This window comes from Alicyclobacillus tolerans (genome assembly GCF_048984885.1).
Classification (GTDB): Bacteria; Bacillota; Bacilli; order Alicyclobacillales; family Alicyclobacillaceae; genus Alicyclobacillus_I; species Alicyclobacillus_I tolerans.
In genome coordinates this window covers 1467406-1482096 of the sequence record NZ_JBMGNK010000002.1, presented here as the reverse complement: position 1 = coordinate 1482096, position 14691 = coordinate 1467406, and the positions used below count along the sequence as shown (strand labels likewise).

General features: G+C 46.8%; 15 protein-coding genes. 1 reads left to right on the top strand and 14 read right to left on the bottom strand.

From position 1 onward, the window contains the following. Nucleotides 1-10 precede the first annotated feature (10 nt). The 14 genes from smc to rsmD form a co-directional block, all read right to left on the bottom strand. The gene (gene smc / locus ACOJUR_RS07285) at nucleotides 11-3583 is read right to left on the bottom strand and encodes a chromosome segregation protein SMC (RefSeq protein ID WP_420949614.1); all 3573 of its coding nucleotides are present in this window, start codon (nucleotides 3581-3583) and stop codon (nucleotides 11-13) included. Further along, entirely contained in the window at nucleotides 3564-4334 is a 771-nt protein-coding gene (gene rnc, locus ACOJUR_RS07280) for a ribonuclease III (protein WP_072873830.1), read from the bottom strand. The genes smc and rnc overlap by 20 nt, the downstream gene beginning before the upstream one ends. Before the next feature lie 143 nt (nucleotides 4335-4477). Next, nucleotides 4478-5722 (bottom strand): beta-ketoacyl-ACP synthase II, encoded by a 1245-nt coding sequence (gene fabF, locus ACOJUR_RS07275; RefSeq protein WP_420949613.1) that lies wholly within the window; start codon nucleotides 5720-5722, stop codon nucleotides 4478-4480. A 77-nt stretch (nucleotides 5723-5799) separates the two neighbouring features. After that, nucleotides 5800-6033 (bottom strand): acyl carrier protein, encoded by a 234-nt coding sequence (acpP, locus tag ACOJUR_RS07270; protein WP_072873828.1) that lies wholly within the window; start codon nucleotides 6031-6033, stop codon nucleotides 5800-5802. Nucleotides 6034-6059: 26 nt separating this feature from the next. Further along, the gene (fabG, locus tag ACOJUR_RS07265) at nucleotides 6060-6794 is read right to left on the bottom strand and encodes a 3-oxoacyl-[acyl-carrier-protein] reductase (RefSeq protein WP_420949612.1); all 735 of its coding nucleotides are present in this window, start codon (nucleotides 6792-6794) and stop codon (nucleotides 6060-6062) included. 69 nt (nucleotides 6795-6863) lie between these two features. After that, nucleotides 6864-7802, bottom strand: coding sequence for an ACP S-malonyltransferase (fabD, locus tag ACOJUR_RS07260; protein WP_420949611.1), 939 nt, complete (start codon nucleotides 7800-7802; stop codon nucleotides 6864-6866). Between the two features lie 69 nt (nucleotides 7803-7871). Next, on the bottom strand, nucleotides 7872-8861 hold the full coding sequence (locus tag ACOJUR_RS07255) for a beta-ketoacyl-ACP synthase III (RefSeq protein ID WP_420949610.1): 990 nt from the start codon (nucleotides 8859-8861) through the stop codon (nucleotides 7872-7874). A 34-nt stretch (nucleotides 8862-8895) separates the two neighbouring features. Beyond that, nucleotides 8896-9894: a phosphate acyltransferase PlsX gene (gene plsX / locus ACOJUR_RS07250; protein WP_306954055.1), complete on the bottom strand. Its 999-nt coding sequence runs from the start codon at nucleotides 9892-9894 to the stop codon at nucleotides 8896-8898. Between the two features lie 67 nt (nucleotides 9895-9961). Next, nucleotides 9962-10531, bottom strand: a complete 570-nt coding sequence (fapR, locus tag ACOJUR_RS07245; protein ID WP_072873824.1) for a transcription factor FapR — start codon at nucleotides 10529-10531, stop codon at nucleotides 9962-9964. Nucleotides 10532-10854: 323 nt separating this feature from the next. Then, a complete protein-coding gene (gene rpmF / locus ACOJUR_RS07240; protein ID WP_072873823.1) occupies nucleotides 10855-11031 on the bottom strand; it encodes a 50S ribosomal protein L32 in 177 nt (58 codons plus the stop codon). A 35-nt stretch (nucleotides 11032-11066) separates the two neighbouring features. Further along, nucleotides 11067-11579, bottom strand: coding sequence for a YceD family protein (locus tag ACOJUR_RS07235; protein WP_203114353.1), 513 nt, complete (start codon nucleotides 11577-11579; stop codon nucleotides 11067-11069). Nucleotides 11580-11636: 57 nt separating this feature from the next. Beyond that, nucleotides 11637-12506: a patatin-like phospholipase family protein gene (locus ACOJUR_RS07230; protein ID WP_083574150.1), complete on the bottom strand. Its 870-nt coding sequence runs from the start codon at nucleotides 12504-12506 to the stop codon at nucleotides 11637-11639. Next, nucleotides 12454-12933 (bottom strand): pantetheine-phosphate adenylyltransferase, encoded by a 480-nt coding sequence (gene coaD / locus ACOJUR_RS07225; RefSeq protein ID WP_072873821.1) that lies wholly within the window; start codon nucleotides 12931-12933, stop codon nucleotides 12454-12456. Before coaD ends, ACOJUR_RS07230 begins: the two co-directional genes overlap by 53 nt. 48 nt (nucleotides 12934-12981) lie before the next feature. Next, nucleotides 12982-13545, bottom strand: coding sequence for a 16S rRNA (guanine(966)-N(2))-methyltransferase RsmD (gene rsmD / locus ACOJUR_RS07220; RefSeq protein WP_420949609.1), 564 nt, complete (start codon nucleotides 13543-13545; stop codon nucleotides 12982-12984). A gap of 454 nt (nucleotides 13546-13999) precedes the next feature. On the opposite strand from rsmD, the gene ACOJUR_RS07215 reads away from it, so the two are divergent. Further along, the gene (locus ACOJUR_RS07215; RefSeq protein WP_420949608.1) at nucleotides 14000-14593 is read left to right on the top strand and encodes a CBS domain-containing protein; all 594 of its coding nucleotides are present in this window, start codon (nucleotides 14000-14002) and stop codon (nucleotides 14591-14593) included. Nucleotides 14594-14691: the final 98 nt, after the last annotated feature.

Genomic DNA, 14691 nt, shown 5'->3' with positions numbered 1-14691 from the left:
TCAAGAAAGTTTAGGCTGGCTCATCTTCCCAGTCTTCCGCTATGCGCACACTCACCATGGAGGATACGCCTAATTCTTGCATGGTTACACCATACAGCACATCAGCGGCTTCCATAGTACCGCGACGATGCGTGATAACAATAAATTGTGTTGCTGCGGCGAAAGCTTGCAGTTGTTGAGCAAAACGACCTACATTGCCTTCGTCGAGAGCAGCCTCCACCTCATCAAGAACACAAAATGGCACGGGTCGAACACGCAAAATGGCAAAAAGTAACGCCATGGCTGTCAAAGCGCGTTCACCACCAGAAAGCAAATTGAGACTCTGCAATTTTTTCCCTGGTGGTTCAGCGATAACCTCAATACCTGTTGTCAGCAGATGCTCTGGATCTGTCAACTGCAAATCTGCTCGTCCACCTTGAAACAATTGACGAAATACAATCTGAAATTCAGAGCGAATCTGATCAAAAGTTGCTTGAAACCGTTCTTGCATCTGCTCATCAAGATTTTGTATGACATCTAATAATTGCGCTTTTGCTGCAAGAACATCATCTCTTTCCGATTGCAAAAATTGCAGACGCTCTGTTAACCGATTCCACTCTTCCCAGGCACTCACTCGCACATGACCCATGGATTGCAGTTTTAAACGAAGGTTGCGTACCGTTTCCCTGGCTTTCTCCACATTCTCCAGACGTTCAAGTTTAGAGATAGCCCACTCGTAAGTCATCTCATACTGTTGACCCAACTTTTCGAGGGCATGGCGCAATTCTGCGTCTGTGCGCTCTTCAAGCACTGCCAAGCGATGAGTCCGCTCTTCCACAGCTGCTAAAGCAGCTCTCGCTTCATGGACTGCTTTGTCCTTGACGCGCAAAGAAGACTCTAAAACTTGACGTTCCTGGCGCAACCAGAGCATGCGATGCTCTATCTCTTCTTTTTCTTGAAATGAATTTTTCAGACGCTCCTGCAATTCTTGTTCCCGCTCGGCAAGTTCGGCAAGTAAGGCAGCAAACTCGCTTAAATCCTTGTCTGCCGTCTGCAAGCGCTGTTCTAATTTTGCCTTTTCTCCTGACAATTCCTGAAGACGCTGCTGATTGGCGCTCTTCTCCTGTTCAAGAGTAGCCATTTGGACTCGCAAAGCAGTCAATTGCTCCTGCGTTTGTTGAGCATTTTGATCCCAATCTTGAATTTTTTTGCGAATTTCTGTTAATTGCTGTTCACCTTGTGCAATACGTGCTTCCGTCTCTTCGACTTTCTCAGCTGCCTGTTGCAGACGAGTACGGCGCAATTCGTCTGATTCCTTACTTTCTTCTATTTCAAATTGCACAGCTTGCCATTTTTCTTCCGCATTGACCAAACGCAGTTCTGCATCACGAATGGATGCTTCGGCCACCGTCAAACGTTCGGCTATTTCCGTACGTTCCTTGGTCAGCGTCTGTCCCAATCGTTCTATTTCACGCATGCGATTCTCTACAAGGGCTAGTTCTGCTCCTGCCTGTTGTTCTTTTTCCTGCAACTCTGCAAGTCGTTCTTCGGTTTCCTGTTTTTCACGAGTACGTCCCAGCAATCCAGGACCTTTTCGTGCATGGCTACCACCTGACATCAAGCCACCTGGAGCTACCACATCACCTTCAAGCGTCACCAACCGTACCCGATAGCGCAGCTTACGCGCCAAACGATTGGCGTCTACCAAAGTTTTCGCCACTACAACATTGCCAAGAAGATGAGCAATCGCCTGTTCGTAATTTGAGTGATATTGAAGCAACTGGCTGGCCACACCAAGCGCGCCCTCATCTTGCTTAACAATGGCCGCTTCTTCCTCAGAAAGGTAACGACCTCGAATCACAGAAAGCGGCATAAACGTAGCTCGACCCGCATGGCGTTGCTTCAAATACTCAATTGCCCGTCGCGCATCTTCTTCTGAAGCCACCAGCAAATTTTGAACTGCTCCACCCAGTGCGGTTTCAATGGCTAACTCCAACTCTTTGGGAACTCTGATGAGGTTGGCTATACTACCATAAATATGTTCTAAACGCCCGGCATCTTTCGCCTGAAGCACCGTTTTTACCCCGAGCGCGTAACCATCATAGCCAGATTCCAAATCACTCAATAATTCAACACGTGATTGTAAGGCCGCCAGTTCCTGACGCAAACGCTGGCGTTCTTCTTTCCATCGGCTATCTTCTTTACCTAGCTCGCGAAATTGTTGCGAAACTTCCGATAAACGCTGATCCATGGAAGCGAGCCCTTCACGCTCTTTTGCCGCCATAACCTTGTTAGCTTCTAATATCTCTTTTGCCTCTTGGCGAAGCTTGTCCAAACGCTCTGCCTCGGCCACCAGCCAAGCTCGCTGTTTGCTATCGGCGGCATCCCGTTCTTGTAAAGAACGATAGATATTGCGCGCCGTAGCAGCTTCTTGATGCCATGTAATATAAAGGTTATTCAGTTCTTCCAGTTCTCGCTCTAGCTTTGTCCTGTTTTCCGTCAATACCAAGGCTGAAAGCGTCCGCTCTTCTTGACGCATTTGCGCCCAATCTGCCGCGATTTCACTCTGGCGCAAGTCTATATGCTTTTGACGCTCCGCCAGTTGATTTAATTCACGACGCGCCTCTTCTACTTGATTTTGCCGATCCGCTTGAGCTGCGAGCAGATGAACGCGTCGTTCTTGATAGACCGCTGCCTCGCGAGTCCATTCCTCACGTTGCGCTGTGAGTCTTGCAAGCTGCTCTTGAACCATTTCCATTTCTTCTTGCTTTTGTTCCAGTTGAAGATTTTCATGCTTCAGTTGCTCTTCTGATTCACGAAGCCGATCTTTGGCGGCAGAACGTTGGGACACCAAAGAACTCGATTCGGCAGCCAACTGCTTTCGTTGCTCAGAAAGACTATCGATGTCGTGCATGAGAATTTGAGCTTCAGTTGTCTTCAATTCAGCCTCAATATCCAGATATTCGCGCGCACGTTTAGCTTCGACAGCAAGCGGCCGCTCCTCCCGTTCCAACTCAGCAATGATATCGTCAATACGGGTGAGATTGGCATCTGTCTCCCCCAGTTTTCGCTCCGCTTCCTTGCGGCGATGTTTAAATTTAACAATCCCTGCCGCATCTTCAAAAGGGCCACGCCGATCTTCGGGGTGCGTCGAGAGCATTTCTTCAATACGTCCCTGACCAATGATGGAATAAGACTCTCTGCCAAGCCCAGAATCCATAAAAAGTTCTAAAATATCTTTTAAACGGCAAGGCTGTCGATTTAATAAATATTCACTTTCCCCTGAACGATAGACACGGCGTGTGATATTAACTTCTTTGTATGAAACAGGCAAGTGCCCATCTTCGTTATCCAGCGTAAGTGAAACTTCACAAAAATTCACGGCACGTCGCGTTTCACTGCCAGCAAAAATAACATCTTCCATACGATTGCCGCGTAAAGATTTGGCACTTTGTTCACCAAGCACCCATCGAATAGCGTCTGCCACATTGCTTTTGCCACTGCCATTAGGCCCTACAACCGCCGTCAGTCCAGGGGAAAACTCCAACGTCGTCTTATCGGCAAACGATTTAAATCCTATCAAATCAATCCGTTTGAGAAACATTTTCTCGCACACCGCCTGATGAACGGACCAGATGATCGTAAGCTACATGAGCCGCTTGCTGCTCCGCTTCTTTTTTGGAACGCCCAGTCCCCATACCAAACTGTTCGCCTCGAATCAAAATTTCCACCACAAATTCGCGCGCATGCGCTGGTCCGCGTTCTTCAATTGTTACGTAGCGCACCATCTCGCCTTGCATATGCTGCTGTACCCACTCTTGAAGCAATGTTTTGTAATCTGTACCCAATGTGGCTTGATCCAAATGAGCTAACATATGTTGCTGAACAAAGTTCCAACAAGCTTCTATTCCTTGATCGAGATAGAGTGCGCCGATAAAAGCTTCAAAAACATCGGCAAGTAAAGCAGGACGCATGCGTCCGCCTGAACGTTCCTCTCCACGGCCAAGCCGCACATGTCTTTCAAATTCAAGTATTTTCGCAAAACGAACTAAGGAAGGCTCGCAAACTAAACTAGCTCGCATACGCGTCAGTTGTCCTTCAAGCAAATCAGGGTACTGTCGATATAAGTAGTCACTGATCAGCAATTCCAAAACTGCATCACCCAGAAACTCTAACCGTTCATTGTCACCTAAACGAGATTTTCGATGTTCATTGCGATAAGAAGCGTGCGTAAAAGCCTGAAGCAATAATTGCGTGTCTCGAAACTCTACACCACATTTTTTTTGCAGTTCTCCTAAAGATTGATCACGAGTGGAACGATCTCGTTGTAAAGTATCGCCTGTATGTTTTTTCATCTTGGTGACCTTCCCCTACTGGATGTTGAGGGACAGGCGCTCACAAATAGAGCAAGTGACTGTCCCTCAACATCCCGTCCTTTTTCTTGTTCGGTTATTGAGTGGCCTGGAAAGGTAAATGAACCTCTCCAGGCATTATAAACTTAGTTTTCCATAAAACGGCGGATAATAATCGAGGCATTATGGCCACCAAATCCAAACGAATTGGACATGACCGTATCCACCGCCTGCTCACGTGCCTTGTTGGGCACATAATCTAAATCGCATTCTGGATCAGGGGTTTCATAGTTCATAGTAGGTGGAATCATTCCGGTTAAGATGGTCATGACACTGGCCACAGCTTCAACGCCGCCAGCGGCGCCAAGCAAGTGTCCTGTCATAGATTTAATAGAGCTCATACTTAATTTATAAGCGTATTCTCCGAATGTTGCTTTTACAGCCATGGTTTCTAATTTGTCGTTCAGATCGGTAGATGTACCATGAGCATTAATATAGTCTACATCTTCTGGACGCAACCCAGCATCATCGAGGGCTGCTTGCATCGCCAAAGACGCTCCAAATCCAACCGGATCGGGGGCAGTAATATGATGGGCATCTGCAGACATACCATAGCCAACGACTTCTGCCAGAATTTTTGCACCGCGGGACTTGGCTGATTCTAAGGATTCCAGAACCAAAACACCAGCACCCTCCCCCATCACAAATCCATCACGATGAGCATCAAAAGGTCGACTCGCTTGCTCAGGACTGTCATTTCGTGTAGATAGTGCCTTCATATTGGCAAAACCGGCCAGCGCTAAATCACAGATTGTAGCTTCTGCACCGCCGCATATCATTGCATCGGCAGCACCGCGAGCAATAATCTTGTAGGCGTCGCCCACAGCATGTGTACCTGTCGCACAGGCGGAAACAGGGGCCAAATTGGGACCTTTAGCCCCAAACATAATTGATATTTGGCCACTTGCAGAGTTAATCATCATCATAGGCACAAGAAATGGAGATACTCGTTTAGGACCGCGATCGCGCAGAACGTTGTAATTTTCAAGCATGGTCTGCAAACCGCCAATACCGGAACCAATGTAAACACCTACGCGGGCCGCGTTCTCTTCCGTAATCTGCAAACCAGACTGGCGGAGAGCCTGTACAGCAGCACCGACCGCAAACTGTGCATACATATCAAAGCGACGAATTTCTTTTTTCTCAATGTAATCTTCCGCCTGAAAGCCTTTGACCTGTCCAGCAATTCTTACTGGATACTCACTCACGTCAAAACGATCGATCAAACCGATTCCCGATTTGCCCGCAAGCAAATTCTGCCAAAAAGATTCCACGGTTGAACCGACTGGGGTAACTGCACCAAGACCTGTTACAACTACACGTTTTTGCACAGCTTCACCTCCTCTGTATATAACAGAAAGCCCCGGCAATTGCGCGGGACTCCGTATCACACCACTTCACTCCATAATTATTGGTGGGAGGAGATGTAGTTTACAACGTCGCCAACTGTTGTAATTTTCTCAGCATCTTCATCTGAGATTTCCATATCAAATTCATCTTCCAATTCCATAATAAGTTCTACAACATCCAAAGAATCCGCGCCAAGATCTTCTTTAAAAGTAGCTTCCGGAGTCACTTTGGCCCCGTCAACACTCAGACGGTCAACAATGATGGTCTTTACTCGTTCGAAAACGTCAGACATGCTATCACCTCCCGCGAAAGAGTATACTACATGACCATTCCGCCGTCGACATGCAGAACCTGCCCTGTCATATAAGCGGCGGCCTCAGAGGCAAGAAAGGCTACCACTCCAGCCACATCCTCCGGTTTTCCCGCGCGCCCGAGTGGAATGGACGCACTCAATTTCTCCAGTGTTGCTTGGCCTAACACATGGGTCATATCAGTTTCAATCAGACCTGGCGCAACCGCATTGACAGTAATATTGCGAGGAGCCAACTCTCGCGCCAGCGATTTGGTAAAACCAATGAGCCCTGCTTTAGAGGCCGCATAATTTATTTGTCCAGCATTACCCGAAATTCCTGCTACGGAAACAATAGAAATGATTCTTCCACTGCGTGCTTTCATCATAGGACGGGTAACTTCTTTCGCCAGATAGAACGCACTGCTTAAATTCGTGTCCAGAACCTCCTGCCAATCCTTGTCCTTCATGCGCAAGAGAAGATTGTCGCGTGTAATACCAGCATTATGAACAAAGATATCTAATTTCCCAAACTTTTCTATTGCTGTTTGCACTAGTTTTGTACATTCTTCCGGACGGCTGATATCAGCCTGCACAAGATAAGATTCCCCACCTGCCGCTTGTACGAGATGTGCAGTTTCCTCAGCTTTTTCAAGGTGACCCGCGTAATTTATGACAACTTGCGCACCTTGCTTGGCAAATTCCAAAGCAATCGCTCTTCCAATTCCACGCGAGGCTCCTGTGATTAAAGCAACTTTAGACATAGCTCACCTGCTCCTACATAGCCAAAAACGGCTCAAGTTAAACTAGATGTTATTTCCTACGAGACAGCATCACTCTGTTAATGCCTGCAATGTCTCATGCAAAGAAGGCTCATCCTCTACGCGCAGCGTGCGAACATTTTTGTCAATCTTTTTAATAAGTCCGCTCAGCACGCTTCCCACACCAAACTCCACAAACGTCTGTACACCTAAATTCACCATGGTATGAATATCATCCACAAAACGCACAGGAGAGTATAATTGACGCGACAGCGCTTTCCTCGCAGCATCAGGAGTTTGATATGGCTCAGCATCTACATTGGCAATGACGGGGACGTCACCATCTCTAAAGGGGGCTTCTTGTAGCAAGCTATCAAACGCTGCAGCAGCAGGGCGCATCAACGAACTGTGAAAAGGTCCACTAACAACCAACGGAATAACTCGGCGCGCTTTATGCTGCTTTGCCAGTTCAGATGCATTGCTGACTGCTTTTTGGGTTCCGGAAATAACAATCTGGCCAGGGCAATTTAAATTAGCTAACTCCACTACGTCCGATCCGTTAGACGCTTCTGCACAAATGGCCGCCAGTTCCTCTTCTTCCAGGCCCATCACCGCTGACATAGCCCCCTGTCCAGCGGGTACAGCTTCGTTCATCAATTGTCCACGATGATAAACCAGTTTCACAGCATCAGCAAACGGCAGCATGTTTGCCGCTACCAAAGCGGTATATTCACCAAGACTATGTCCTGCAACTGCAACTGGCCGAATAGGGGATTGAGACTGAAAAACTCTCCAAGCAGCTACACCTGCTGTAAGCAATGCCGGTTGAGCATGATAGGTCAGGCGCAATTCTTCTTCAGGTCCTTCCAGACAAAGCTTGGTCAGCGAAAATCCCAGCGCTTCATCCGCCTCAATAAACGTCTGGCGAGCTAAAGGATAGTTTTCTATCAGTGATTTACCCATGCCCACTGTCTGGGCACCCTGTCCTGGGAAGACAAATCCAACCGTCATCCTTCTGCACTCCTTACCTTTCTTAAAATAAAAACTACACAACCTGTTTATCTAGGTCATACAACTGTTTTAGAGACGAATGGCTACTGATCCCCAAGTCAATCCGCCACCAAATCCAACACAAACAACCAAATCCCCAGTCTTTGCACGACCTTCGCGAACAGCCTCATCTAAAGCTATGGCTATGGAAGAAGCGGAAGTGTTGCCGTATTTGTCAATAGTGACCATCACCTTGTCTTCCGGCAATCCGAATCTGCGCCGCGCCGCGTCAATAATCCGAATATTGGCTTGATGAGGGACAAGTAGTGAAATATCTTCTTTCTGATATCCAACTTTTTCTAGCACTTCTTCTGTAGAACTGACCATCGCATTGACAGCAAACTTAAATGTCTCCTGTCCTTGCATTTTCAGATAATGCAAGCGCGCTGCCACAGATTCTGCTGACGCAGGAATTCGCGAACCACCTGCAGGCATGTTTAAAAGATGCCCGCCCGACCCATCTGAGCCAAGCGAAAAACCAAGTATACCAGCCTCTTCACTCTCTTCGGCGCGTCCAAGCAGCACAGCACCCGCTCCATCACCGAAGAGCACACAAGTAGAACGATCTTCGTAATCAGTAATTCTTGACAACAAATCCCCCGCAGCTACAAGCACATAAGAAAAGTGGCCACTTTCGATAAAAGAAGCACCAAGCGACAATCCATAAAGAAAACCGCTACAAGCAGCAGACAAATCAAACGAAGCTGCTTTTTTAGCTCCAATAGCATTTTGAACGAGATTAGCTGTAGCAGGAAACATCATGTCAGGAGTGACCGTGCCGCACACAATCAAATCCACTTCCGACGCATCAACCCCAGCTGCAGCAAGCGCCCTTTCGCATGCTTTGGCCACATAATCGGAAGTGGCTTCGTTTGCTTCTGCAATGCGACGTTCTCGAATACCTGTTCTTGTTACAATCCACTCATCGGATGTATCAACCATCTTTTCCAAATCCGCATTAGAAAGCACTCGCTGAGGCACCGCTGAACCAGTGCCTAAAATTTTTGCACGCACTCCCACGTTATACCATCCTCCTAAAATGACTTCATCTCGTTCAAACTTCCTCTAAATTCAGAAATGCCTCCGATAATTTCCCTAGCAAGTTCTTTTCCACAAATGCCTGTGCCTGCCCAAGTGCCACGTACCAAGCGCGTACATTGCTGCTGCCGTGGGCTTTGAAACATCCTCCATTAACACCAAGAAACGGGGCGCCACCATATTCTGAATACTCAAATCGATGAAAAAACTGTTTTAATTGAGGTTTTACAAGCAAAGCGCCCAATTTGGTCTGAAAAGAAGAAACTAACGTAGAGCGAATCCCGGAAGCTAATCCAAGCCCTAGACCTTCAGCCAATTTTAATACCACATTGCCGGCAAACCCGTCGCATACCAGTACATCACAAATACCAGAGAGCACATCGCGAGCTTCTACATTGCCGACAAAATGCAAATTCGATTTTTCCAGCAACGGAAAGGTTGCCTTCGTCAAAGCATTCCCCTTCCCTGCCTCTGTTCCTACGTTCAATAGTCCAACTCGCGGTCGACTTGTGCCAAGAATCATTTCTGAATAATAGCTGCCCATAAAAGCAAACTGGCGCAAATTTTCTTCATTGGCATCCATTGTTGCGCCTGCATCTAAAAGCAATACCCCTCGACCATCAAAGGTCGGCATGACAGGAGCTAAAGCAGGGCGTAAAATTCCCGGTACGCGTCCAATAATCAGTAACCCAGCAGCAACAATAGCTCCTGTATTGCCTGCCGACAGTAATGCGTCTGCTTTGCCTTCGGCCACCATTTCAGCAGCTATTACTAATGAGGCATTTTTTTTTCGCCTTACAGCACGCACTGGCTCATCAGTACCGTCTATTTGCTCCGTGGTGTGAACGATTGTTACATTGACTGGAAAAGAATGAGAAACTGCACGAATTTTCTTTTCATCTCCAACCAGGATATACTCCGTATGCAGTTCCTTTGCGGCAGCATCTAAAACAGCTTGTACAGGCGCCTGCGGTGCCAAGTCTCCCCCCATCACATCGACAACAAGCTTTGCCAAACATCTCCCTCACTTTCACAAGCCAAGCCATACTTTCAACAGTCATTGATAATTTAGAAATGGACTTTCAGGCATTCCATACCGGACCAGCAATCATCCAAATTTGACCTTTCAAAATAATTTTCTTTTCTACATGCGCAACGGCAAAACATCGCAATACATGCTTTCGTCTCGCCACAACTTCTACCCGCGCATGCACAGTTTCCCCTAGATAAGCTGGATTGGCAAATCTCAACTCGCTTTTGGCGGTCACTGCAATATCCGCATCCACCATGGCTGTCGCAAGAGAATTGACCTGAGCAAACAAAACATGGCCGCGAGCAATCTGATAGCGATGAAAGACGTGCTGCGCTTCAATCGTCAATTCTGACACCGCGTATTCATTGAGACGAAGCTCTTTTAATTCCCCGGTGATTTCTTGTTGATCAAGCGAGCGCAACGCATCATGGGATGTCTCTGCCAGACGGCGAATACGCTCGCGCGCTTCAGGAATCGCTAATTTTTGCCGATCCAATCGAATGGTGGCCACACTTACGCCAAAATGTTCAGCCAATTGCTCATCCGTGGCAAAGGGATGTTTTTGAATATACATCCTCAAGAGTCCGTGGCGCTCAACCCTTTTCAGTTTACCATCCATCCTTTAACACGTGGTCGGCAAAGAGTTGCAGAACTCAGTCGATATTGTAGAACTCAAGTTCATCTGTACCGGACACACTCTATGTTGATAATGACAACAATCTTAACTGATATTGATTTTTTTAATAACTGGTACTAATGCTAACTGCCTGTAGACCTACTGACAAGTATAAAGTTTCACCAAAAACAGACGTTTGTTGACAAAATGACGTCGCAAGTAAAAGAGAGTGGATAGGTCATCATTGCAAAACCGAAATATTTTGACCTTATCATCTTCCGATAAATGAAAAAAGCCAGCCTGTCGGCTAGCTGTGTTTTTACACTTTACTTAACGGACAACACTGTTCTGCCCTTATAAGTGCCGCAATTTTTACAAACATGATGAGTCAGTCGATATTCGCCACATTGCGGACACGGCTGAATTTCCGGAGCCGTCAGTTTAAAGTGAGTGCGACGCAGACGTTTGCGCGTCTTGGACGTTCTATGTTGCGGTACAGCCACGTACAACACCTCCCTTGCCACTACCGTTCAACATCTTACTCTGATTCAGGGGAAGAAAGCAAGTCTTTTAAAATTTCTAATCTCGGGTCCACTTTTCGCTTTTCACAAGAACAGTCGGCCATATTCAAATTTTGCCCACACTCCTGGCACAATCCGCGACAATCAGCCCGACAAAGAGGCACCGATGGGAGGGCGAGCAATAATGATTCTTCCACCAAGTCATCCAATATAACTTTATCATCAGGCGCATAAACAGCATCGATTCGTTTGGCTTCCTGCTCATTCCAGCTATAGCGTTCTTCCACTGGAGCATGCAAACTAGCCGTAAAAGGCTCAAGACATCGCGCACAGCGGTACTCAACTTCAGTATCGGCAGCACCAGCCACATTCGCAAAGTTATCCACCATCGAAACAGAGAGATGGACATCAGCCACTTTGGCTTCCAATACATCTTCAGAAGCCGCCACCATCTGGTTTGTAGAAAAGCTCTCATCCATCAGAAGACTTTTTTGGTCTATCAATGTTTTTCTAGAAAACTCCAAAGTCATGACCATCACCCCAGCACTGACTCCAATCCATTTGAGCCGAAGTACAAGCATTAGAAATTATGACGCACCATCATACGTTTCACAATGATTATCCTTTTCCAGTTCTCGTAAAACTTCTTCCATTTGCGCTTTTGCTGACTGATAACCAATATCAATCGCAAGTGCTGCTTTCGAAAACTGCGAAATCCCTATACTGGTCAGTTGCGGCGTAATCGCTATATCCGCTGCACTGCGTACCGATTGATAGACCTGTTCCTGCATGATATCAAGAGATTGAAAAAAAACATCAATCATGGATTGAGGTAAAGTGGTCTGGGAATTTACAGAAACATCCACAGCGATGACTTTCGAAGCGCCCAGATTGCGAACCGCTTCAATCGGAACGCGATCGAGCACCCCTCCGTCCACAAGCACAGCGTTTTCCGTAAACACGGGAACAAAAACGCCAGGAATGGCAATGCTGGCACGCACCGCCTCGGCAATGTTGCCATGGGTAAAGACAACACGCTGTCGGCTTAATAAGTCGGTTGCAACAATCGCTAAAGGAATTTTCGCCTGTTCAATATTTTGACCTTTGGTGAGCATATGGACCATCTGCTTCACCTTTTCACCATTTACCATTCCCATTTTAGGAACAGTAAAATCTACCCAGTGACGCCAACGAAGCGTGGTGGCAAGCTGCTCCATAAACACAGTGCGCATGCCTGTCGCATAAAATGCTGCAATCAAGGCTCCCATGCTCGATCCGCTGATGTAATCAATGGTGATTCCCGCTTCTTCAAGCGCTTTGATAACACCTACATGAGCAAATCCTTTTGCACCACCAGAGCCTAAGGCTAGCCCAATGCCCACCCTATCGTCACCCCACAGACATTTATGATTGAGAACGATGCAATCTGGCGGCAACGGCAGCAGGAACAAACGCATCTACCCTACCACCATGTTTCACGATATCCTTTATCAAAGAGGAGGCTACATGCCCTGTTTCCGGAGTCGCATAGAGAAAAAGTGTAGGGATGCCGGACAATGCCTCATTCATGTGTGCCATCCGGCGTTCTGCGTCAGTATCCAAACTGTCACGCAAACCGCGTATGATTGCCACTGCCTGCTCTTCGCCTGCCAAGTCAGCAACCAATCCACAATACGAACGCACCCGAATTTTCCCCTTCACTTCTGCGGGCACCGACTGCTCTAGTAGCCACTTCCTGTCTTCTGCAGTGAACATCGGTTGTTTATCAGGGTTTTCCATAATAGCCACTACAATTTCGTCAAAGACAGGTAAAGCACGCATCAAAACACTAAGGTGTCCATTGGTGGGCGGATCAAAACTGCCTGGATAAATTGCACGTTTCACCTGAATTCACTCCATGTTTATCCTATTTCATTTCATCTTGTCTCTTGCTCAACCCATCTCTTCAATAGCTACAGGTTCATATACGGTTACAGCGATATCGCCATAGACGCGGTTTTTTTTCATTTCAATTCGACCGATTTGTTCAGGGAGTTGCACCTGCTTGGGACTTTCCAAAATCATTTTGGCAAAGTGCAAAGGATGGCTGGCGACCCATTCCAATATGGGCAGCCATAAGCCTTTTGCGTAAGGCGGATCGACAAAAATCCAAGACAATTTCCGTTCTTCTTGAAGCACACGACAGAGTGTCTTCTGCCAATCCGATTTCCATACCTGCACGCTCTGTTCTGCACGCAGTCTTGCCAAGTTCGTTCGAACGACAGACAGACTCACCGGATGCACATCCGCAAAAATAGCTTCAGGAGCCCCTCGACTCAAAGCCTCAATGCCAAGTGCTCCCGATCCGGCAAACAAATCCAGTACTGTATTCTGAGGAGAACTCGGACCCAACAAATGGAACATTGATTCTTTGACGCGATCGGTCGTAGGACGCGCAAAATCACCGGGAGGCGATTGCAAAGGATGTCCGCGCCACAACCCGGCAATGACACGCATAGCGCCTCCTCCCCCCTCCAGCACATCACGTTTTTCTCACAAACCCATCCTTACATACTTCTCCACTCTACCACAAGCAGCCAAGTGTAAAAAATCTCCTATTTGCCGTTTAATTTATCATTTATCTGTCTAGGATGAGAGTATCAGCCGATGATGGCTGTTGAAAACCTGAGTTGCGCGAGGTTTCCCCATCCTCACGAACTTGTGGTTTCTCCTCTCCCAGAGAAACGTGCCCAAGGCTGGTCGCTTTGGGCACGCAAAAAATCCGCGCTTACCCGGGCGCGGGTTTTTTGTTGTCTCTGTCAGCATAACGAGTCAAGAAGTCTGAGAAGCTTTCATTTAATTCTTCTGAAAAATGGATGCTAGAAATGGAACGCCCATAGTATAATTCTGAAAAGCACATAAGGAGGAGAAGCCTCTGTTTATCCGCAATTGTTTAACCAACGCTTCCGAATTGACCATCGTTCATCCCAACAGTACGATTCAATCTGCACTGCATCACTTGCAGACCCATCTTTCCTTACCCTGTGCAGATGAAAACATGCAGTTTCACGGACTGATTAGCAAGCGTTCTATTTTTGACGGATTTTTGGCTGCCCATGAAAATCATATCAGTTTTTCAGAGTTTTGCGAGCAACCGGCAACGCATTGTATTCTTAGAAATGTCAAAACATTGACCTTGGAAGATCCATTTGAAAGCACCATTGAGATTATTACCGAACAGCCTTTCGTTCCCATTGTGGAAAATGATTTGTTCCTCGGAATTGTCAAACGTTCTTCCATACAAAAAGCGCTATCCGTGGCTTTCGCCACTCACATCCCTGCCGATCGCCTGCTGTTAGGTGTTGCTGAAACAGAAGGTGCATTAGAACGTTTGTTTAATATTACGCATCGCTTATCCTTGAATGTGGTAACCTGCGTGGCTCTCGATGCTGAAGAGTCAGCACTCAACCGTAGAGTGATTCTCAAAGTAGAAAAAACACCCAAATTGCCTTTGCTAGTTCAACAATTAGAGAAGGCTGGTTACTTAATTATCAAAATCAATTAAAATCTTGTTTGTCTATGAATACTATATCCAAGCCCCTCAGAGAGTACTCTGGGAAAAGCAAGAAATGAAGTGGCCTGAAGAATTGATTTGAAATGAGG